The following is a 20,598-nucleotide window of genomic DNA, read 5'->3' as shown; positions in this document are numbered from 1 at the left end:
ATTAGTGTATTTTACATGTGAGATTCAGAGCGGGGCAATTAAGCTCTGCAGCAGCCGGGGAAGTGTAGAGAAAGATGGATGCTTATCGGACTGGACTATTAAATAAAAGGAGCCAAAATATGCATTGGTATGAAAAATTGAATCAATATTTCCCTATCGAAGAAATGAAATCCCGCGAGCATATGGAGACGCTGCTCAAGGAACGCTCTGAAATCTACCATAAGGACGAAGGAAAGAACCATGTTTTGATGTATGTTGAACTGGATAACTTCGTGTTCATCGACTACCTGTTTGTTTCAAAGGCAGCCAGGGGACAGGGTCTTGGCCATAAACTCCTTGATAAGCTTAAGAAAAAGGGAAAGCCGATCATCCTTGAAGTAGAGCCGGTCGATTATGAAGACACCGACACAGAAAAAAGGCTCAAGTTTTACAAGCGGGAAGGCTTTGAGCATGCCCAATCGATCGGATATAGAAGGCGTTCCCTGGCAACAAAGGAAATCAACAGTATGGAAATCCTTTATTGGGCCCCTGGAAATGAATCGGAAGAACTGATCTACGAGAGCATGAAGAAGACATATGAGCTGATTCATACGTATAAAGATGCTCATTTCTACGGAGAATCCTACCAGCCGGTAGAGGAAGTACTGACATTTGAAGAAGACAAAAGTTCTGGAGATGTACTCAAAGGGCTCTAGGAAAAGTGCTGCTATTTTTGATAGCAGCATTTTCATTTTCATAAATTAATTGAGAATTTAAAATAAGGTTTACTGCCTGGACAGTATGGGTATAAAACATATAAAGGTCAAATGCGGCACCGGGCCATTATAAGTATTACATAAATATGGCCATCAAGCGGGGAAAGATGGAATCTATTAAAATTTTTGAAACTTTTATCTTTCTCATACGTCTTATATAGTAGAATGCTTAAGAAAAATGAACTGTAGAACCTTTGCATAAGTCTTTTAGCATATTTCTAAAAAGGGATACCAAATGCATCTTTAATGGTGTATAATAATTAATATAAATTACTAATTTAAAGTAATTTTAATTAAGGGTTCATATTTTCTGAGTATAATTCTTGTAAAAGATCTTTATATATGTCTAATTTAAGGAGTGTGAATTTGTAAAATGGTCACATTATACACTTCACCAAGTTGCACATCTTGCAGGAAAGCGAAATCATGGCTTGAGGAGCATGAAATAGGCTATAAAGAGCGGAATATTTTTTCCGAACCCCTTTCAATTGATGAAATCAAGGAAATCCTCCGTATGACGGAAGATGGTACGGATGAAATTATCTCTACGAGATCAAAGACGTTCCAAAAACTTGACGTGAACCTGGAAACCATGCCGCTTCAAGAGCTGTTTGAGTTAATTAAGGATAATCCAGGCCTGCTGCGCCGTCCAATCATTATTGACGAAAAGCGCCTTCAGGTTGGCTATAACGAAGATGAAATCAGACGATTCCTTCCGCGCAAAGTACGCACGTATCAGCTGCGGGAAGCACAGCGTATGGTTAACTGATGAATCAGCTCTTTATCTCTTTGAGATAAGGGGCTTTTTATTTTGTTCCTTTCCTTGACTGATTAATTATATGGGCCATATTGGCTTTCCGGCAAGCCAGTTGTTTGTACACAATTAAAATTTTTGGTAAGATTAAATGTACTAAAATGAAGCATATAGGCATACAATGGTTTTTTGAAACCTGCTTCATTTTAATTCCCTTTATCCCCTTTTTGTCATAAAATAGGAGTATAAGGCAACAATACTGTTACCTTCCTAGAAAGATTAGAGCCAACTATATTGGGTAAAGGATATAAACAACATCTTATGGGGGTATTTAGTCCCTTCAACAATCGCCGGAAGGGAGAGTTCTGAATGGAAATTGAACGGATTAATGATAATACTGTCAAGTTTTACATTTCTTATATTGATATAGAAGAGAGAGGCTTTGACCGGGATGAAATCTGGTACAACCGCGAGCGGAGCGAGGAACTCTTTTGGGAAATGATGGACGAAGTGCATCAGGAAGAAGAGTTCATGGTGGAAGGGCCTTTATGGATTCAGGTACAAGCTTTGGATAAAGGGCTCGAGGTGCTGGTCACCAAGGCGCAGCTTTCCAAAGACGGCCAGAAATTTGAACTTCCCGTTCCTGAGGATAAGCTGAAAGATCTGCCTGTTGAAGAGAGGATCGAGGATTTGCTGGATCAGCATTTCACAAAGCATGAAGATGAAGAAGACTCTTCTTATGAAGATAATCTTGAGTTTCTTCTGAAATTTGATGATTTTGAAGATATCATTTCCCTTTCCAAAACTTCCAGCCTGGATTCCTTGGAAACAAAGCTTTATTCATTTGAAAATAAATACTATCTGTATGTTGAATTTCCTGATGAGGAAGATCTTGATGAAGAGCAGATTGATAATGCTTTGAGCATCCTGCTTGAATTCGGGCATGAAACCCAGACGACGATCCACCGGATTGAAGAATACGGTAAGCTTATAATAGATGGAGATGTCTTCGGGGAGCTCAGGAAATATTTTGATTAAACAATGCCGATTTCTGAATGAAATCGGTGTTTTCTTTGTATATAGAAGGCAGCATGATTTTGCCGGTTGGGACAGGTGACAGCCATAATGAAAAACGCCGTAAGGATTACCATATTCAGCGGATTCCTGATCTTACTCCTTTTTGCCATTAATAAATTTTTTCCGGTCAATGGCGGCTTTCTGGGCTACTTCAGCCTGTTGGTAACTTTATCCGTCATATTTATCGGGTTCATCATTTTCCTTGAAAACCGCCACCCCTCACAGACTTTGACCTGGCTCGTGGTTTTAGGCGGTTTCCCCCTGCTCGGATTTATTTTCTACCTCCTTTTCGGGCGGAACTACCGGAAGGAAAAGATGTTCCGGAAAAAATATTTCTTGGACAAAGAAGCTTTCAGGAAAGTCCAGGAAAACCATGGGAGAAATTATGCTGAAAAAGTACGGCAGATGGGGGAGCATCAAAGAAAGCTTTTCCGTTTGGCCCATGAAATCGGGAACAGCCCCATTTCCTTTGCTACCAGCACAAGAATCCTTACAAATGGAGAAGAAACCTTCAATCAGATCCTTGAATCTCTCCGGAATGCCACCCATCATATCCATATGGAATATTATATTGTCCGCCATGATCAAATCGGGATGGAGATTAAAGAGATACTCATGCAAAAGGCGGGGGAAGGGGTCAGGGTTAAATTTTTGTACGATGCGGTGGGCTCCTGGAAAATGTCCAAGAAGTATATTCGCGACCTCAGGTCATCCGGGGTGGAGACAGTTGCATTCGGTCCAGTAAAAATGCCGCTCCTGAACAGCAAATTCAACTTCCGGAATCACCGTAAAATCATTGTCATTGACGGCAATACAGGTTTTATGGGCGGCCTTAACATCGGTGATGAGTATCTGGGGCGCAATCCGCATTTCGGTTTCTGGCGTGATACCCACCTGATGCTGCAGGGGGAAGCGGTCCGTACACTGCAGCTCATTTTTTTGCAGGATTGGTATTATATGACCAATGACAGCTTTTTGACAGCTGAATATCTTACTCCGGTTCCCGAAGAGAACAATCATGGCGGAGTACAGCTGATTGCCGGGGGCCCGGATAATGAATGGAGTGTCATTAAGAACATCTTCTTCTCGATGATTACTTCTGCGAAAGAGTCCGTCTGGATTGCTTCTCCTTACTTCATCCCTGATGAAGACATATTCACCGCCATCAAAGTGGCTGCCCTGAGCGGGGTGGATGTCCGCCTGCTGGTGCCGCATCGACCGGATAAGCGTATTGTTTTCCATGCATCAAGGTCTTATTTTCCTGAATTGCTTGATGCAGGCGTCAAGATTTATGAGTATCAAAAAGGCTTTATGCACAGCAAGATTGTGATTGTCGACAATGAGCTGGCTTCTATCGGAACATCGAATATGGATATGAGAAGCTTTCACCTGAATTTTGAAGTCAATGCTTTTCTTTTTAAAACTCACAGTACACAAAAGCTTGCTTCTGAATATCTGCTTGATCTTAATGATTCTCAGGAAATTACAGGTGCTCTGTTCGGAAAGCGGCATATTGGGTACAGGCTGCTTGAATCAACTGCACGCCTGCTGTCACCACTGCTTTAGGATCTATGACCATAACATATGAGGAGAATGCCGCAGCAGCTGCTGCGGCATTTTTCTATGAAGGGGTAATCTCTGGCAGGATATCGATTTCAAACAGCGAATTATATAGTAATGTAAAAAGAAAGGAGGAGAATTATGCTGACAGCAATCCGTAAATCAGGCAAGTTTATCAACTCTGCTGACTTCACGGATAGGGAAACACTGCGGAAGCTCAAGGTAAAGGAGGGCAGCTTCCTCTGTCCAGTATGCAGGGAAAAGGTAATGCTTAAGGTTGGAACCAGGAAGATACCCCACTTTGCCCATTATAAGGAACATTCCTGTGAAGCATCCTTTGAAAATGAGTCAGAGTACCATATGAAGGGAAAGCTGGATATTTACCGGTGGCTGATAGCCAATAATGTGCATGCCAGGCTGGAAACTTATATAAAAAGCATCAAACAGCGCCCTGATATATGCTTTGTATATGCCGGGAAGAAATTTGCCGTTGAATTCCAGTGCTCCCCTATTCCAGAATCGCTGTTCGCCAGCAGGACTAGTGCTTACAAAGAGGCAGGCTTCACGCCCATCTGGATACTCGGAGGAAAAGAGATCAGGCGGACCTCAGCCCGAAAAGCAAGCTTCTCTGAATTCCATTATTCTTTTGTCAATCGTTCATCAGATGCTCCATATCATTTGCTTTCTTACTGCCCCGATGTACAGAGCTTTATTTTCCTCTCCAACATCTGCCCGCTTACCACCCGTAATGTCCTGACAGACTTCTCTGTCATACCGCTGCATCAAATGAAATTTCCAAATCTAATAACTGCCCCGCGGATTGTCCGTTTTCCGCCGGCAGACTGGCAGAAGGAAATCTGCAAGCTCCAGCAAACCTATTCGCTGACCCCCAATACATTCAAACATCCCTTCTACATGGCCATATATCAAGCAGGCTTACATCTCTCCCTGCTCCCGCCGCATATCGGCATTCCTGTCCTTCATTCTCTCTGGATTTCAACACCTCCGCTAGTCTGGCAGGCGTATCTGCATACTGACTGTTTCATAGGCCTGAAACCTGGAGAGAAGGTGACTGAGAATGAAATCATGCAGTCTCTGAAGCGGCGCATACGTGCTGGAGATGTGAAAGTCAGGGAGCTCCCTCTTTCAGAAGGAGAATACAGCCTGGCTGTTACAGAATATTTCTGCCATTTATCAGCATCCGGAGTCTTTCAGTTTGAAGGAGAGGGGAGATACAGGCTCGCTCACGAATGGACTATCCCTAAGACAATGGATGAAGCCGGACTACTGAGAATGCGCTTTTATACAGGAATGGCGAGATCTGAAGACACTCCCTTCCCATATGAAATGGGGAATAATGAAAACAGCATCACTGACATACAATAAGGAGAGATTTATAATAAAGAAGGAATTTCCCTTTAAAGGTAGAAATAACTAGTGAACCGAATTTTTATTCGGACCACGAAATAACTGAAATGGAGGATATAGACATGGCAAATGAAACTGCAGTAAAGAAATTGCCTTCAAGAAGTGAAATAAAGCCGGAAGATACATGGAGGCTTGAAGATATTTTTTCAACTGACGATGCCTGGGAAAAAGAATTCCAGGAAGTGAAGCAGCTGCTTCCTGATGCGGGCGGGTTCCAGGGCAAGTTGGGGGACAGCGCAGACAAGCTGTATGAAGCGCTTCAATACCAGGATCATCTCCTTGAAAGGCTGGGCAGGCTCTACTCATATGCCCATATGAGATATGACCAGGATACGACCAATTCCTTTTACCAGGGACTGGATGACCGCATTAAAAATCTGTATTCCCAGGCAGCGAGCAGCCTTGCCTATATTGTGCCAGAGATCCTGGCAATCGATGAAGAGAAGATCAGCAGCTTCCTTGATGAAAAAGAAGAGCTAAGACTCTATAAGCATTCTTTGGAGGAAATTAATCTTCAAAGGCCCCACGTATTATCTGCAGAAGCAGAAGCGCTGCTGGCTCAGGCTTCAGAAGTCCTTGATGCACCAGGGAACACATTTGGCATGCTGAATAATGCCGATCTTGAATTTCCATCCATTAAAGATGAAAACGGGGAAGAAGTCGAGGTTACCCATGGCCGCTATATCCGTTTCCTGGAGAGTGACGATCAGCGAGTCCGCAGGGATGCCTTTAAAGCGGTATATGATACTTATGGTAAATTCAAGAATACTTTTTCAAGCACCTTGAGCAGCAATGTCAAAAAAGATAATTTCTATGCGCGTGTCAGGAATTATGATTCTGCCCGCCATGCTGCACTTTCGGATAATAATATCCCTGAAAGTGTCTATGAAAATCTGGTCAATACGGTCAATGACAACCTCCATCTTCTCCACCGCTACATTAAGCTGAGAAAAGAGGTCCTGGGCCTTGAAAAGCTTCATATGTATGATCTCTTCACACCTCTTGTCAAAGATGTGAAGATGGAAATTCCTTATGATGAAGCAAAGGATTATGTACTAAAAGGACTGGAGCCGCTGGGAGAGGAATATCTTTCAGTATTAAAGGAAGGGTTTGAAAACCGCTGGGTCGATGTCCATGAGAATAAAGGAAAAAGAAGCGGGGCTTACTCTTCAGGTGCATATGGCACAAATCCATATATTCTGATGAACTGGCAGGACAATGTGAACAATCTGTTCACCCTTGCGCATGAATTCGGGCATTCTGTCCACAGCTACTACACAAGAAAAACGCAGCCATATCCTTACGGAAATTATTCAATCTTTGTGGCAGAGGTAGCTTCCACATGCAATGAAGCCCTCCTTAACGACTATCTGCTGAAAACGATTGATGATGACCAAAAAAGGCTTTATCTGCTGAATCATTATTTAGAAGGGTTCCGGGGCACGGTGTTCCGCCAGACCATGTTCGCTGAATTTGAACATCAGATCCACCAGAAAGCCCAAAATAATGAGGCATTAACAGCAGAGGCACTGACACAGGATTATTATGAGCTTAATAAAAAGTATTTCGGCGAAGAAGATATCATCATCGACGAGGAAATCGGGCTGGAATGGTCCCGGATCCCTCATTTCTATTACAATTACTATGTTTATCAATATGCTACAGGCTTCAGCGCCGCAACTGCACTAAGCAAGCAGATCCTCGAAGAAGGTGAGCCGGCAGTCGAAAGGTATATCAACTTCCTGAAAGCAGGAAGCTCGGATTACCCGATCGAAGTGCTGAAAAAAGCGGGTGTTGACATGACAAGCCCTGCTCCGATTGCAGATGCCTGCAAGGTATTCGAGGAGAAGCTGAACGAGATGGAAGAACTCTTGAACAGGGTTAAGCAGTAAAACAGAAAAGGGGATGGACTTATTCCCTTTGTGAAGTCCACACAATGTGAGAAACCACTCAAAAAGCATGTTAAATCGTATATGATTTAGCGTGCTTTTTTTAGTGGTAACATTAATGTTTTGATATTTCTATTTGCAAGTTAGGACTGTAATATGAAATGAAGAAATGCTGCCGGTGAGCATTTTGATGGGCTGAAGTATATTGGAGAAGTGCGGCAGTGAAGACTTAAGGTGAGTAATGCGCTGAATCTGGAGATTTGGCGCTTATTTGCGGACTGGAGATAGTTTGATTGGGAAGAGGGGGGCGTATATTTGCGAGTTTGTGAGGATATTTGCGGGATTTTTAATATATTTGCGAGTTTTGGGATATATTTGCGACTCTGCTGAGTTTATTTGAGGGTTTCCGTTCTTATTTGCGAGCAGGGATGGGAGGGACTGGCGGAGTTGAGCGGGCATCGGGCAGGAAGGAAGCTGCTGCAGGACGATATTAGCAACTTTTCCTGTTTATTAGCAACTTTCCTGGTTTACTAGCAACTTTCACCATATATTAGCAAGTTTTCAATTATATTAGCAACTTCCGCCATATATTAGCAACTCTGCAAACCTTCACCTCGGCATCCCTTTAAAACTGCTCCAGACTTGCTGGTCACACCTGAACAGTCACCTCCGCACTTCCGCTTAAAAACCTTTAAACCGCCTCCTTTCATTTATATACAGCACCAGGATTAGTAGGGCCACGAATAAAAGAGGGGAGGTGATGATGAGGGGCAGCATTTTCATGAGGCCCAATATATTCAGAATGAAAGCAGCAGTGACTGCCAGTATGATCAGAAATAAGATGACTTTGCTTTTAAGCATACTTAACCTCCTGGTTATGGTTTTAGGCTTCAGGGCTTGTATATGTATATGCAAAAAGCGGGGGATAATTTCGTGACAATTTTGTGAAGAGATGAACAATCTATTGTTCATTCTGCAGCCAGTATGATATGATGTATTTGTGACATAGTTCACAAACGATCAAACCCCCTTTCTATTATTGAAACATACACTCCCATCCTGAAATATAAGAAAAGCCCTGCATCTGCAGGGCTTTTCTTATATCCTGTGTTATTCTCCGCAATATCTCCAAAAAGTCCCGTATTTTGCAGGGAGCTGTTCGACCAGCTGCTTCAATTGGAGTTTTTTCATTTCTTTTTCTACTTGTGAAACCGTCATATTGTATACAACTGCAATTTCCTTGGTTGCTACCAGCTTGAAGTATCTCAGGAATGCTTCAAGGGATGGCGGCTCAGAAGGTTCAGGCTTCATCTGCAGCATTTCTTCAATGATCTGCACATACACCTCATAAGGGTAATAGCCTGTGACTTTAATTCCTTCTTCTTCAATATTTTCATTGAAAAATACAAGAGTAGGTATTTCCTGTACATCCATTTCTGAAGTGATTTTCAGGTCACATTGAAAAGCTTTAGCAGCGCTGTCTGAGTGGATATCGGCAACAAATTCGACAACGTCAAGCCCGACATTCTGTGCACAGGATTTGAGGACATCGAAGTTTGAAATGTTCTGCTTTTCAAGGAAAAGCACCTCCTGCAGCTTCCGCAGAAATCGGATCCCTGCTTTTCTTCCCTGCAGCTCGGCTGCCTTTATCGCGATGGAAGCCAGATGCGGGGACGAGACAGGGTTTTCAAACCAGACATTGCCATCACATGACATCCCTGAACGGCTTGCGGTTTTTTCCCAATAGTCCGCGAGGCTTTCCAGCCTCTGCTTCCTTCCCATGTTGAGGGAGGCAAGCCTGCCGCTAAGGACATGCTTAAAGGAAAAGTAGCTTCCATACTCTATCATCAGTTTCTTAATAATCGGTTCCAGCGCCCAGCACTCGGGACAGAGAGGATCGACGAACATGTAAATCTCAATCCGCTTTTTCTCGATGCCCTGGCAATGAGGAGATGCATGGATGAATTGAGAAGTTTCTTTTTCCCTCACTTGCTCTCACCTTTCATCATATCTTTTTCTGGTGTATTGATCATATGCTGTGCCGTTAATGCGAGCCGGGAGAAGAAATGCTGCCTGAAGTCGCCTTCCAATCCTGTTGCATCCATAGCCTGTTCCATGCATGACAGCCATGCCTTTGCCCTTGTTTCCGTAATTTCGAAGGGGAGGTGGCGGGCTCTTAGCATAGGGTGCCCATGTTCGGATGTATATAAAGCAGGTCCTCCAAGATATTGTGTCAGGAACTGTTTTTGCTTTCTGGCCGTTTCAGTCAGGTCATCAGGGAAGATAGGAGCGAGATCAGGGTGCTGTCCAACCAGGCTGTAAAAAACATCAACAAGCCGGTGAAGTTTTTCTTCGCCAATAGCATCGAACGGTACAGTCATTTTCTCGGCCATTATAAAAACTCCTTTTCGAGTTTAATGAGTAAGTTTCCAAAAGATTAGTTATAGCAGAAACATTATCTTTTAATATTCCTGTGCTTTCTTTATTTTAACAACGCCCTTTTTATATCTCAAACAAATAGCTTGAGGACAAGCAGCACAAAGTGGCGGCATTCATTACTTTAACCAATATCACGGAATTTTTCCAGCGTGAACCATTGTCAGCTCAATATGAAGGTTTTTCCCGCAAAAAAAAGCCTTCCGCATAGCGTGGGCTGCAGAAGGCTTTCTCGCAAGGTTCTTATGCTAAGAAGCTGCCGGTCACTTTTTTTACATAGTTCAAAGTTTCTTTAAAAGGAGGGATGCCTCCGTATTTATCGACATTTCCCGGGCCTGCATTGTATGCTGCAAGCGCCTTTTCAATGTTGCCCCCATATCTGTCCATCATTTCACGCAAATACTTGCTGCCGCCAAATATATTGTCGCGGGGATCAAATATATTTTTGACGCCAAGGCCTTTGGCTGTTTCCGGCATGAGCTGCATCAGCCCGGAAGCCCCGGCAGCACTGACAGCACCGGGATTGAAGTTGGATTCCTGTTTGATGACAGAGTGGATGAGCTTGGCAGGAAGCTTGTACAGCTCTGCTGCCTCATTGATGATATCTGAAAAAGGTTCCCCATTTCCGCCGGAAAGCTTTGTAAAGCTTACTGGAGGAAGTGCCGCAGCCATCTTTCCAGACAGGAATGTTTCTCGTCCGGTTTCTGCAGACTCCTGTCCGCCGGGTGCCTCATCCGATGCCATCATTTCATTCATGATGCTGGTAAAGACACTGCCCAAGCCGGAGTCTGAAGGAGTACTGTTGCCGCCGAAATTCTGGAGGGCCTGGAGTTCAAGCATCACTTTCAGTTGGTCAATGTTCATTGCTGTCTCCTTTTATATAACTGCCAAAGCTTTAATCATTCAGCAGTGTGCATGTTTAATTTTTGACGGTAAAACCTCTTAATTTTATTTTCGGTCTTTCTTTCGGGAATGTTTAGGAGTTTCAGGAAAAGGATAAATTCCTTCTTTCCTTTTTCGCTGTCACTTACCTCATATTCTAATTCATAATCCTCGCAATTTAAATAGGAACTATGGTCGAGAACCATCAGGCCGCCATTATAAGCTTTTTCGGCCCGTCTGGTAGAAAGGGATCCAAAGTATTCAAGTTCAGCAGCAGGAATTTTCATGATTTCAAGCGCCTCTTTTATGAGGCCGTCCGGGATGCTTCCTGTTTGCATGCAGGCATCCGCTTCCGTTTGCGAAAGCTCTATATTTGTCTCGAGAAGCCCTTCGTCTGCCGGCTGCTTGAGCGTCATTTCATATGTCCCGTTTTTAAAACGGATTCTTAACGCGCTCATTTTGTCCTTGAGCTTAAAGTCCGGTGTATCAAAATAATGGTTTTCCTGCGAGAAAAAATCTGCCGGTTTAACCTGCAGAAAGGCTGCCGCCTTCTCAAATTCATGCTGCTCCAGCATGTTCTTGTATTCTATTTCAATGTGCTGTGAATGGCTCATATTATGTGTGCTCCCCTGAGTATAGTCATTTTTATTATCTCTTTCTTTCAGACAGACTTCAATCCTTAGGATATAGAAACAACCTGTGATAAAATAGGGGAGAGTATGGGAGGTTGGAATTCATGAATAAAAAAATAGACATAACCAATGCGGCACTGACAGAAACGAATGAGCTGCTGCTGGAGACAGAACAGGATATTAATGGGCTTAAGGCGAATGGACAGATGCTGGTCGATTCAGATAACCTGGCATTTGTTTATATTGCGGAAAGCAATGATGAATATACATACATAGTCCTATCAGAAGGCATATGGGCTGCCATGAGCCAGGCCCTCGCAGCAGGGGCGGATGCCTATCTGGCAAACGGCCCTGGCAGGCTGCATCTTCCTCAATTCAGGGAGGAACTCGGCTATCTGATCGAGAATATTAAAGGCAACAGCAATTATGGAGATGAAATGGTGGCAAAGGTGGAAGCCGCCTTCTGAAAAGCGCAATAGCCCCCGGCAGAAAGGCTGGTGCAACCCGGCCTTCCTCCGGAAAATAGAGAAAATGGGATGAGGTGAAGATGCGCATGAAGCATTGGGATCAATTTTTAGCACCTTATAAGCAGGCTGTCGAGGAATTGAAGGTAAAACTGAAAGGGATGAGGGGCCAGTTTGAACTTGATTCCTCAAGTTCCCCGATTGAATTTGTGACAGGCAGGGTAAAGCCGATTGCGAGCATATTGGATAAAGCCAATCAAAAGGGGATACCTCTTGATAAATTGGAAACCGAGATGCAGGATATTGCGGGCTTGAGGATGATGTGCCAGTTTGTGGATGACATAAAACTGGTTGTTGAAATGCTCCGCCGCAGGAACGATTTCGAGCTGATAGAGGAAAGGGATTATATTTCCCACAAAAAGGCAAGCGGCTACCGTTCCTATCATGTCGTCATAAGATATCCTGTCCAAACGATCAATGGCGAGAAAAAAATCCTTGTTGAAATCCAGATCAGGACGCTGGCCATGAACTTTTGGGCGACTATAGAACACTCACTGAATTATAAATACCGCGGCCAATTTCCAAAGGATATACAGATGAGGCTGAAAAGGGCTGCTGAGGCTGCCTTCCGCCTGGACGAAGAAATGTCCCTGATCAGAGGAGAAATCCAGGATGCACAGGCGTTCTTCACCCGGAAGAAAGAGCATCAGAAGGAAGGCGGAAGCTGACGGCGGCAAGGCTTCTGTCCACTACAAGGGCAAAGGTCAAACTGGGATTTTGAAAAGGAGAGAAAAAGCACAATGAAATTTGCCATTACGTCTAAAGGCGACTCCAAATCAAATACACTTATGCATAAAATGAAAACGTATTTACTGGATTTCGATTTAATATATGATGAGGATCAGCCGGATATTGTTGTATCCATAGGCGGGGATGGCACGCTTCTCTATGCTTTCCACCGGTACAGCAGCAGGCTGGAAAAAACGGCTTTCGTCGGCATACATACAGGACATCTTGGCTTTTATGCTGATTGGGTGCCGGAAGAAATCGAAAAGCTGGTGATTGCCATTGCCAAAACGCCGTACCAGGTGATTGAATATCCGCTTCTTGAAGTGATTATCCGCTACCAGCATGGAGGAAGGGAAACGAGATATCTGGCCCTGAATGAGTCGACAGTCAAGAGCATCGAGGGCACATTGGTAATGGACGTGGAAATCAGGGGACAGCATTTCGAGCGCTTCAGGGGAGACGGGCTCTGCCTGTCCACTCCATCAGGAAGTACGGCTTATAATAAAGCGCTTGGAGGGGCCATTCTCCATCCTTCGCTGCCTGCCATCCAGTTTGCGGAAATGGCTTCAATCAATAACAGGGTATTCAGGACGCTGGGTTCACCGCTTGTCCTGCCGGCCCATCATACGTGCATGCTGAAGCCGGTAAATGTACCGGACTTCCAGATTACAATTGACCATCTGACGCTCCTGCACAAGGATGTAAAGTCGATCCAGTTCAGGGTGGCGGATGAGAAGATCAGGTTTGCCCGTTTCCGTCCATTCCCATTCTGGAAAAGGGTGCATGATTCATTTATTACCGACAACTAAGAAGGGAAGGGCCCGTCCATGGATTCGTTCACATTAAATTGGAGAATCGATAAGCAGGACAGCGGACAGTCCATTAAAGATTATCTGAAGCAGCGTGAAATTTCCAAAGCTGCCCTGACTGATATAAAGTTCAGCGGCGGGAAAATCGAAGTGAACGGCAATGAGGAAAATGTGCGCTATACGCTAAATGAGGGGGACTGCCTTTCCGTCAGGTTTCCTTCTGAAATGCCGAGTCCAGGGATGGAAGCAGAAGACATTCCCCTGGCTATCGTGTATGAAGATCCTTATGTACTGGTTGTCAACAAGCCAGCCGCTATGAGCACGATCCCCTCAAGAGAGCATCCACGCGGAAGCCTTGCGAATGCACTTATCGGCTATTACAGGAAAATCGATCTGGCATCGACGGTCCATATTGTGACAAGGCTTGACCGTGACACTTCAGGGCTGGTCCTGGTTGCCAAGCACCGCCATGTCCATCACTTAATGAGCACACTGCAGAGGGAAGGCAGGGTTAAGAGAACCTATGAAGCCTTTGCAGAAGGAAAGCTATTCCCGGTAGAAGGGTCCATTGAGGCACCGATTGCGCGCAAAAAGGACAGCATCATTGAAAGGGAAGTCAATTTCCTTGAAGGGCAGTATGCCTGCACACATTATAAAGTAAAAGGAACCGGAGAGTTCACTTATGTGGAGCTGGTGCTTGAAACAGGGAGAACTCACCAGATTCGGGTCCATCTTTCCCATCTCGGCCATCCCCTGCTTGGAGACGGGCTGTATGGCGGGAATAAAAATCAAATCAGCCGCCAAGCCCTTCATTGCCGGGAGCTCCGTTTTTTTCATCCGTTCCTGGAGAGGGAGCTTTGCTTCTCAGCCGGGCTGCCTGATGATATGAAGGCACTGCTGGAATAGAAGACAGCCGCCTTTTTAGGCGGCCGTTTTACTATGCCGGCAGATGTTTAAAGGATGTCCCGGAACTTTTCTGCATTGAAAGGCATGGAGGAGCCGACAGAAACCAATTCCATTTCCGGGTATCTCAAGGCTGTAAGCTTGTTGCCAAAAACGGCACCTGTATCAATATTAAAGGTTGAATTGACGGTTCGCGGTTCCTTCACGGGCGTGTGTCCATACACAATGACCCTCTCTCCTTTATACGCCTTTGCCCAGTCCCTTCTTTCAGGAGTGCCATCTGCATTGTTCTTCCCGGTAATGTCTCCGTATAATACAAAAGTTTTCACCTTTGCATTATTTTTCCCGATATATTCTTCCTTGATCCCCGCATGGGCAATGACGAGCTTTCCCCCGTCAAGCACCTGATAGAGGGGAGCCTTTTCATACAGTTCCATGAATTTTCTTCTTATTTCTTTTTTTTTCTTATGGGGAAGGGCTTCATATTCAGCAGCAGTGGTTTCAAGGCCGTGGGTAATCTGGACTTTGTTGCCCAGGAAAAAGCGGTAAAGCTTATTGCAATGGTTGCCCGGTGAATAATAGGCTTCCTGCCGCCTGGCTGCAAGCTCCCAGACAATCTCAACCGTTTTCAGCGACTCGGGGCCCCGGTCAGTCAGGTCACCGACAAAAGCAAGCTTTCTCCCATCAGGATGGATGGGGATGCCGGTTTCCCAGGAATAGCCCGTCTTCATAGTGAGTGTTTTGAATTCAGCAAAGCATCCATGTATATCCCCAATGATATCAATTTTCATTCTGTTCCTCCTCCGCCTATCATTTAAGCAGGTCTTACTCAGTATATTTGAAATCCTCAAAATATTCCTGTGGGAAGATTTTAATGACGACAAAAAAACAAACATTTGCTAGTATAGTAAAGACTGTTTTAGTATACCCGGAAGGAGGGGTAAATCATGCCCGATATGCAAGAAAGACCCTCGGAGCAATATAACCGCGAGCTGCTGCTCCAGTCTTTACAAAATGAAGATTTAGATGTTTTCAGGGAGGAGTTCCTTGATCTGCACCCTTATGATCAAGCTTCATTTTTTAAGGAGCTGGAGGAAGAAGCCCGTTCAGTCATCTATCAATTCCTGTCCCCGGAAGAGATGGCAGGTCTCTTTGAAAATCTGGAAGTGGATGAGGAAGAATACAAAGATGTACTGGCTGAAATGAATCCAAGCTATGCAGCAGATATGCTGTCAAATATGTATGCTGATGATGCGGTCGATGTCCTGAATGAATTGGACAAAGACCAGGCTGCAAGCTATCTGACCATAATGGACAGTGATGCGGCACAGGAAATCAAAGACCTGCTGCATTATGAAGAATATACGGCAGGAAGCATCATGACGACCGAATTCATTTCGATCTCCGCCAATCAGACGGTCCGTTCTGCTATGTATATCCTGAAAAATGAAGCCCCCCGGGCCGAAACAATCTATTATGTATACGTAGTGGATGAAGACAAAAAGCTGGCAGGGGTCATTTCCCTCCGTGATCTGATTGTGAACGATGACGATACGATGATCGCGGAAATCACCAATGACCGGGTCGTCTCAGTGTCGGTGGGCGAAGATCAGGAGGATGTTGCCCGAAAAATTAAGGATTATAATTTCCTGGCCTTGCCGGTAGTGGATTTTCAGAATCATTTATTGGGAATCATAACAGTTGATGATGTAATGGATGTCATGGAAGAAGAGGCATCAGACGATTATTCCAAGCTAGCAGCGGTTTCTGACATGGATACTCTTGATCGAAGTCCATTTGCTGCTGCCAGAAAGAGGCTGCCATGGCTTATTATCCTGCTGTTTCTGGGGATGATGACTGCCAGTCTGATTGGACGGTTTGAAGAAACGCTGAGCAAGGTGTCCATACTGGCTGTGTTCATACCGCTTATCGCCGGCATGGCTGGCAATACGGGCACACAGGCCCTGGCAGTTGCTGTACGCGGGATTGCAACAGGCGACCTTGAAAGGGAGAACAAATCGAAGCTTATATTCAGGGAAGCAGGGACAGGGGTTATTACAGGGACGATCTGCGGGATATTGGTCAGTCTCGCTGTATGGCTCTGGCATGGCGATATTTATCTTGGCCTGCTTGTCGGCATTTCCATTTTCTCTACATTGATTGTTGCAACACTCGCAGGGGCGCTCGTACCGTTGATCATGCACCGTATGAAGATCGACCCGGCAGTTGCTTCAGGACCTTTTATTACGACAATAAATGATATTATCAGTATTTTAATTTATTTTGGGATGGCCACATTGTTCATGAGCTATCTGATTTAAATCGGAGGAGGAATAGATATGGAGCATGGAGCATCTGTTGCTTCTCTTGTTATAGTCATTCTTGCAGCGTTTATCACACCTATTGTGCTGCATCGATTGAAGTTAAACTTTATCCCTGTGGTCGTGGCGGAAATCATTGTCGGCCTGATCATAGGAAAAAGCGGGTTTGACCTGGTTCATGAAGACATGTGGCTGGAAACCCTCTCGACCCTCGGCTTTATTTTCCTGATGTTTTTAAGCGGGCTTGAAATTGACTTTTCGGCTTTCAAAAAGAGCAAGAAAAAAGCAGTCCTGCCAAATGGAAAGCCTGAGCCAAACACGTTTCTTGTTGCGTCCATTGTGTTTGTCGGGATTTTCGCTGTATCGCTGCTGCTTTCCTATTTGTTTGTCCTGGCAGGATTCATTGATAATGCTTTCCTGATGACCCTGATCATTTCGACCATATCCCTTGGGGTGGTAGTGCCTACATTGAAAGAAGCCCATCTGATGAAAACGGGGATCGGGCAGATCATCCTGCTGATCGCAGTCATTGCCGACTTGGCGACAATGATCCTCCTGGCTGTCTTTGTGTCGCTTAATGATGGCGGTGAAGGCAATACCTGGCTTCTGCTCGTATTATTCGGCGCCGGAGTCATCCTGTTTTTTGTCGGAAAGAAGTTCCAGAAACGCAATTTCATTGAGGCGATGTCAACCGGTACAGTTCAAATTGGCACGAGAGCAGTTTTTACACTCATTCTGCTCTTGGTTGGCCTTTCTGAAACGGTTGGCGCGGAGAATATACTCGGTGCATTCCTGGCAGGTGTGCTTGTGTCCCTGCTTGCACCAAATCAGGAAATGATTCATAAACTGGATTCATTCGGCTATGGCTTCCTGATTCCTATTTTCTTTGTAATGGTCGGTGTTGACCTTAATGTGTGGACGTTATTCAGCGATCAGAAGATGCTTATGCTTATTCCGCTTCTGCTGATTGCCCTGCTTGCTTCCAAGCTTGTCCCAGTTCTTATTCTCAAGAAATGGTATGACGCAAAAACTGTGATAGCATCAGGGTTCCTGCTGACATCCACGCTGTCTCTTGTCATTGCGGCAGCAACCATCGGAGAAAGGATGGAGATCATCACAGCAGAGATGAGCGGAACGCTGATCCTGGTTGCAATCATTACCTGTGTGCTGACTCCGATTGTCTTCAAAAAGCTTTTCCCGAAAGAAGCTGCAGAGGAAAAAATGCTCAAGGTCGCCTTTATTGGCGCCAACCAGCTTACACTTCCGGTTTACAGTGAACTGAAATCCTCGCTGTATGAACCAAAGCTGTACCATAAAAAGCAAGAGAAGTCTGATAAGCAGATTGCCGATTCCCTTTTCGAGATAGAAGAGGTTGATGATTTCACAGTGGGTGTCCTAGAGGGTACAGATGTTTTCAATTCGGATATTGTTGTGATTTCTACAGGTGATGAAGAAGCTAATGCCACATTATCCGTCGCTTTCAAGGAACGGGGAGTAGAGCGGGTCATCTGCCGCATCGAAAGCCCTGACCTGGAAGAATCCCTTCGTGAGCAGGAAGTGGAAGTCTTCTCAGTGCTTTTATCGACAAAGGCGCTTTTGCGTGCTCTAATCGAATCTCCTAGCGTGATGAATATCCTGACCAATCAGGAAACATCCCTGTATGAGATCAAGCTGCTGAACAGCCAGTTTGACGGCATGACCTTAAGGAGATTTCCATTTACCGGGGATGTTATTTTTGTCCGCATTTTCCGCGGAATGGATTCAATTGTCCCGCATGGGGATACTGAGCTTCAGATGAATGACAGGCTGATCGTTACAGGTTCTAAAGAGTATGTGGATGAATTGAAGCGTGAGCTTGAGTTCTGCGAATGGTGTTAATCAGCATCATAGAAAGCCGGCCGTTTAAGATGGCCGGCTTTCTTATATTCTTTAACAGCACTTTCCTTTTAGCTGATTATGTAGTAATATTAGTACTAGGTACTAATAACATGTATTAATATAGGAGGCACCGACTATGACTCTGTCTTTAGCAGGAAAAACATATGTTGTAATGGGAGTGGCCAATAAACGCAGCATAGCATGGGGAATTGCCCGTTCGTTGCATGAAGCAGGAGCGCGCCTGATTTTTACATATGCAGGAGAACGCCTTGAAAAGAGCGTAAAAGAGCTGGCAGGCTCACTGGAAAATGCAGATAGCCTTGTCATCCCGTGTGATGTGACAAATGACGAAGAAGTTGCTAAATGCTTCGCAGAAATTAAAGCCCAGGCAGGAACCATCCATGGCGTCGCCCATTGCATCGCCTTTGCCAATAAAGAAGAGCTGCAGGGGGATTTCATGAACACGACCAGGGACGGATTCCTGCTTGCCCATAATATCAGCTCTTATTCTTTGACAGCAGTGGCAAAGGAAGCAAAAGAATTGATGACCGATGGAGGAAGCATTGTCACACTGACCTATCTGGGCGGAGAGCGTGTTATGCAGAATTACAATGTTATGGGAGTTGCCAAGGCGTCGCTCGATGCAAGCGTGAGATATCTTGCATCAGATCTTGGCAAATCAGGTATACGGGTTAATTCTATTTCTGCTGGCCCGATCCGTACCTTGTCTGCAAAAGGTGTCAGCGACTTCAATTCAATCTTGAGGGAAATTGAAGAAAAGGCCCCTCTGCGCCGCATCACCACACAAGAAGAAGTCGGAGATACTGCGGTGTTCTTATTCAGCGATATGTCCAGAGGAATCACTGGGGAAAACATCCATGTTGACTCCGGTTTCCATATCATGGGCTAATAAAAAAATTGGCAGGCCATTTCCTTGGCCTGCCTTTTCTATATGTAAATGGGGGGTAAAACCTGAAGCGCAGGAAGCAATCCCGCACTAAGGTTCCGTATATTCCAACAATAGCACATGATTGTGAACCATATATTCCCCCCGTGTTAATCCTTTGTAAAGCTGCTCATCTGATGATTTTATTTCTCTGCCGCGATATCTGCGAGTCTAAGATACTTGGTCGCCCTGTAAACGAATTTGCCCATTTTGCATACATATATGAAGGAGAAACAATGCGGAGGTGCACAGGGTGGAGAAAAAAACAAAAGAACCTATGCTTTATATTCATCAGCCACACTTTAAAATGCCCGAAATCAAAATGCAGGAGGTTTATTCTGCAAAAAATGCTAAAAAACAGGCTGCTGCTCGTCAGGCAAGCGATAATCACAAAAAAAGCAAGCCGGCCGTACAAAGGGAAGAGTCGATTTTCGGTCCAGCCAGTCATGAAGCTGATTTGCCTGAAAGTAATGATGATGTCCAGTCTGCAATCAGAGATTATCAGGATGCTCAGCTTGAAAAGAAGGAAGAAGAATCACGGAAGCAGGGGTTCTTTTCTTTTCAGAGAGTAAAGCCATTCAAAGAAATGAATGTCGAAGAAAGGCTCGATTATCTGATCCATTTTCCCAAGCAGCTGCCGCCGGTTCCCTGCCTGATTTTAACGGAAGAAAAGACATACAGAGGGATTGTGCAGAGCATGCCTTCAGAAGATAGGGTAGAAATAAAACTTATGGATCAATCCTTAGAAACGATTTCTGTAAAGTCTATAAAAGAAATCAGGATGATTGGCTTCACAAAGTAATAAGCACGCAAAAAAGCCAGCCTTCGGGCTGGCTTTTTAATGAATAGGAATCATATGATTATGATTTTCGGGGCTGAGCAAGCGCCTTCAGCATTTCAATTTGTCCAGCTGCAGCGGCTGGATCCTCTAGTCATAAGCCACGGTAGAATTAAAGGCAAAGAACGCCTTTTATTCTACCGCGTCTTATGCTTGAGGCCCACAGGATGTGGGTCATGCAGACGTTGCCACAGGACGTGGCGTTCTTAGTCTGCGCTCCTTAATGGGCAAGCCGCC

20 protein-coding genes are annotated in these 20,598 nt (G+C 44.7%); 14 read left to right on the top strand and 6 right to left on the bottom strand.

The annotated features are described in order from the left end of the window. Positions 1-119 precede the first annotated feature (119 nt). The 6 genes from Q9R36_RS04765 (at position 120) to pepF (ending at position 7,466) form a co-directional block, all read left to right on the top strand. Positions 120-695 carry a GNAT family N-acetyltransferase gene (locus Q9R36_RS04765; RefSeq protein WP_022543610.1) on the top strand — a complete coding sequence of 192 codons (576 nt, stop codon included), beginning with the start codon at positions 120-122 and terminating at the stop codon, positions 693-695. Positions 696-1,128: 433 nt separating this feature from the next. Next, positions 1,129-1,524, top strand: coding sequence for a transcriptional regulator SpxA (spxA, locus tag Q9R36_RS04760; protein ID WP_009794105.1), 396 nt, complete (start codon positions 1,129-1,131; stop codon positions 1,522-1,524). Between the two features lie 354 nt (positions 1,525-1,878). Next, positions 1,879-2,547 carry an adaptor protein MecA gene (gene mecA, locus Q9R36_RS04755; RefSeq protein ID WP_094768239.1) on the top strand — a complete coding sequence of 223 codons (669 nt, stop codon included), beginning with the start codon at positions 1,879-1,881 and terminating at the stop codon, positions 2,545-2,547. Positions 2,548-2,634: 87 nt separating this feature from the next. Beyond that, positions 2,635-4,152 (top strand): cardiolipin synthase, encoded by a 1,518-nt coding sequence (gene cls / locus Q9R36_RS04750; protein ID WP_311224600.1) that lies wholly within the window; start codon positions 2,635-2,637, stop codon positions 4,150-4,152. Positions 4,153-4,287: 135 nt separating this feature from the next. After that, positions 4,288-5,532 carry a competence protein CoiA gene (locus Q9R36_RS04745; RefSeq protein ID WP_311224599.1) on the top strand — a complete coding sequence of 415 codons (1,245 nt, stop codon included), beginning with the start codon at positions 4,288-4,290 and terminating at the stop codon, positions 5,530-5,532. Positions 5,533-5,636: 104 nt separating this feature from the next. Then, positions 5,637-7,466, top strand: a complete 1,830-nt coding sequence (pepF, locus tag Q9R36_RS04740; protein ID WP_022543611.1) for an oligoendopeptidase F — start codon at positions 5,637-5,639, stop codon at positions 7,464-7,466. A gap of 678 nt (positions 7,467-8,144) precedes the next feature. On the opposite strand, the gene Q9R36_RS04735 is transcribed toward pepF, so the two are convergent. From Q9R36_RS04735 to Q9R36_RS04715, 5 genes are all read right to left on the bottom strand, one after another. Further along, complete coding sequence (locus Q9R36_RS04735) at positions 8,145-8,324, bottom strand: hypothetical protein (RefSeq protein WP_009794111.1); 180 nt, start codon at positions 8,322-8,324, stop codon at positions 8,145-8,147. A 249-nt stretch (positions 8,325-8,573) separates the two neighbouring features. Continuing rightward, the gene (locus Q9R36_RS04730; RefSeq protein WP_009794112.1) at positions 8,574-9,452 is read right to left on the bottom strand and encodes a ClpXP adapter SpxH family protein; all 879 of its coding nucleotides are present in this window, start codon (positions 9,450-9,452) and stop codon (positions 8,574-8,576) included. Beyond that, on the bottom strand, positions 9,449-9,856 hold the full coding sequence (locus Q9R36_RS04725) for a globin domain-containing protein (RefSeq protein WP_009794113.1): 408 nt from the start codon (positions 9,854-9,856) through the stop codon (positions 9,449-9,451). The genes Q9R36_RS04730 and Q9R36_RS04725 overlap by 4 nt, the downstream gene beginning before the upstream one ends. Positions 9,857-10,142: 286 nt before the next feature. After that, complete coding sequence (locus Q9R36_RS04720; protein ID WP_094768236.1) at positions 10,143-10,763, bottom strand: lytic transglycosylase domain-containing protein; 621 nt, start codon at positions 10,761-10,763, stop codon at positions 10,143-10,145. A 35-nt stretch (positions 10,764-10,798) separates the two neighbouring features. Further along, positions 10,799-11,395, bottom strand: coding sequence for a CYTH domain-containing protein (locus Q9R36_RS04715; RefSeq protein WP_101550863.1), 597 nt, complete (start codon positions 11,393-11,395; stop codon positions 10,799-10,801). Between the two features lie 122 nt (positions 11,396-11,517). On the opposite strand from Q9R36_RS04715, the gene Q9R36_RS04710 reads away from it, so the two are divergent. The 4 genes from Q9R36_RS04710 to Q9R36_RS04695 all read left to right on the top strand — a co-directional run bounded on the left by Q9R36_RS04710 (position 11,518) and on the right by Q9R36_RS04695 (position 14,381). Next, entirely contained in the window at positions 11,518-11,880 is a 363-nt protein-coding gene (locus Q9R36_RS04710) for a UPF0738 family protein (RefSeq protein ID WP_022543612.1), read from the top strand. A gap of 86 nt (positions 11,881-11,966) precedes the next feature. Further along, positions 11,967-12,605, top strand: a complete 639-nt coding sequence (gene yjbM, locus Q9R36_RS04705) for a GTP diphosphokinase (RefSeq protein WP_009794118.1) — start codon at positions 11,967-11,969, stop codon at positions 12,603-12,605. 72 nt (positions 12,606-12,677) lie between these two features. Continuing rightward, the gene (locus tag Q9R36_RS04700) at positions 12,678-13,475 is read left to right on the top strand and encodes an NAD kinase (protein WP_009794119.1); all 798 of its coding nucleotides are present in this window, start codon (positions 12,678-12,680) and stop codon (positions 13,473-13,475) included. 18 nt (positions 13,476-13,493) lie between these two features. After that, complete coding sequence (locus Q9R36_RS04695) at positions 13,494-14,381, top strand: RluA family pseudouridine synthase (RefSeq protein WP_311224598.1); 888 nt, start codon at positions 13,494-13,496, stop codon at positions 14,379-14,381. A gap of 47 nt (positions 14,382-14,428) precedes the next feature. Here Q9R36_RS04695 and prpE read toward each other — a convergent pair whose 3' ends face one another. Continuing rightward, entirely contained in the window at positions 14,429-15,169 is a 741-nt protein-coding gene (prpE, locus tag Q9R36_RS04690; protein ID WP_148950153.1) for a bis(5'-nucleosyl)-tetraphosphatase PrpE, read from the bottom strand. Between the two features lie 156 nt (positions 15,170-15,325). Between prpE and mgtE the strand changes: the two genes are divergently transcribed. The 4 genes from mgtE to Q9R36_RS04670 all read left to right on the top strand — a co-directional run bounded on the left by mgtE (position 15,326) and on the right by Q9R36_RS04670 (position 20,325). Further along, positions 15,326-16,699 (top strand): magnesium transporter, encoded by a 1,374-nt coding sequence (gene mgtE, locus Q9R36_RS04685; protein WP_009794122.1) that lies wholly within the window; start codon positions 15,326-15,328, stop codon positions 16,697-16,699. A gap of 18 nt (positions 16,700-16,717) precedes the next feature. Next, a complete protein-coding gene (locus Q9R36_RS04680; RefSeq protein WP_148950154.1) occupies positions 16,718-18,577 on the top strand; it encodes a monovalent cation:proton antiporter family protein in 1,860 nt (619 codons plus the stop codon). A 136-nt stretch (positions 18,578-18,713) separates the two neighbouring features. Then, a complete protein-coding gene (gene fabI, locus Q9R36_RS04675) occupies positions 18,714-19,487 on the top strand; it encodes an enoyl-ACP reductase FabI (RefSeq protein ID WP_009794124.1) in 774 nt (257 codons plus the stop codon). Positions 19,488-19,776: 289 nt separating this feature from the next. After that, positions 19,777-20,325, top strand: coding sequence for a spore coat CotO family protein (locus Q9R36_RS04670; RefSeq protein WP_311224597.1), 549 nt, complete (start codon positions 19,777-19,779; stop codon positions 20,323-20,325). Positions 20,326-20,598: the final 273 nt, after the last annotated feature.

Source organism: Bacillus sp. AG4(2022) (genome assembly GCF_031844465.1).
GTDB lineage: Bacteria > Bacillota > Bacilli > Bacillales > Cytobacillaceae > Bacillus_AB > Bacillus_AB infantis.
This window is presented reverse-complemented; position numbering and strand designations above follow the sequence as displayed.

What these genes read in the sequence shown, in the direction of transcription:
- Q9R36_RS04765 (WP_022543610.1), top strand. Translation starts at nt 120, where the DNA reads ATGCATTGGTATGAAAAATTGAATCAATATTTCCCTATCGAAGAAATG.
- spxA (WP_009794105.1), top strand. Translation starts at nt 1,129, where the DNA reads ATGGTCACATTATACACTTCACCAAGTTGCACATCTTGCAGGAAAGCG.
- mecA (WP_094768239.1), top strand. Translation starts at nt 1,879, where the DNA reads ATGGAAATTGAACGGATTAATGATAATACTGTCAAGTTTTACATTTCT.
- cls (WP_311224600.1), top strand. Translation starts at nt 2,635, where the DNA reads ATGAAAAACGCCGTAAGGATTACCATATTCAGCGGATTCCTGATCTTA.
- Q9R36_RS04745 (WP_311224599.1), top strand. Translation starts at nt 4,288, where the DNA reads ATGCTGACAGCAATCCGTAAATCAGGCAAGTTTATCAACTCTGCTGAC.
- pepF (WP_022543611.1), top strand. Translation starts at nt 5,637, where the DNA reads ATGGCAAATGAAACTGCAGTAAAGAAATTGCCTTCAAGAAGTGAAATA.
- Q9R36_RS04735 (WP_009794111.1), bottom strand. Translation starts at nt 8,324, where the DNA reads ATGCTTAAAAGCAAAGTCATCTTATTTCTGATCATACTGGCAGTCACT.
- Q9R36_RS04725 (WP_009794113.1), bottom strand. Translation starts at nt 9,856, where the DNA reads ATGGCCGAGAAAATGACTGTACCGTTCGATGCTATTGGCGAAGAAAAA.
- Q9R36_RS04720 (WP_094768236.1), bottom strand. Translation starts at nt 10,763, where the DNA reads ATGAACATTGACCAACTGAAAGTGATGCTTGAACTCCAGGCCCTCCAG.
- Q9R36_RS04715 (WP_101550863.1), bottom strand. Translation starts at nt 11,395, where the DNA reads ATGAGCCATTCACAGCACATTGAAATAGAATACAAGAACATGCTGGAG.
- Q9R36_RS04710 (WP_022543612.1), top strand. Translation starts at nt 11,518, where the DNA reads ATGAATAAAAAAATAGACATAACCAATGCGGCACTGACAGAAACGAAT.
- yjbM (WP_009794118.1), top strand. Translation starts at nt 11,967, where the DNA reads ATGAAGCATTGGGATCAATTTTTAGCACCTTATAAGCAGGCTGTCGAG.
- Q9R36_RS04700 (WP_009794119.1), top strand. Translation starts at nt 12,678, where the DNA reads ATGAAATTTGCCATTACGTCTAAAGGCGACTCCAAATCAAATACACTT.
- Q9R36_RS04695 (WP_311224598.1), top strand. Translation starts at nt 13,494, where the DNA reads ATGGATTCGTTCACATTAAATTGGAGAATCGATAAGCAGGACAGCGGA.
- prpE (WP_148950153.1), bottom strand. Translation starts at nt 15,169, where the DNA reads ATGAAAATTGATATCATTGGGGATATACATGGATGCTTTGCTGAATTC.
- mgtE (WP_009794122.1), top strand. Translation starts at nt 15,326, where the DNA reads ATGCCCGATATGCAAGAAAGACCCTCGGAGCAATATAACCGCGAGCTG.
- Q9R36_RS04680 (WP_148950154.1), top strand. Translation starts at nt 16,718, where the DNA reads ATGGAGCATGGAGCATCTGTTGCTTCTCTTGTTATAGTCATTCTTGCA.
- fabI (WP_009794124.1), top strand. Translation starts at nt 18,714, where the DNA reads ATGACTCTGTCTTTAGCAGGAAAAACATATGTTGTAATGGGAGTGGCC.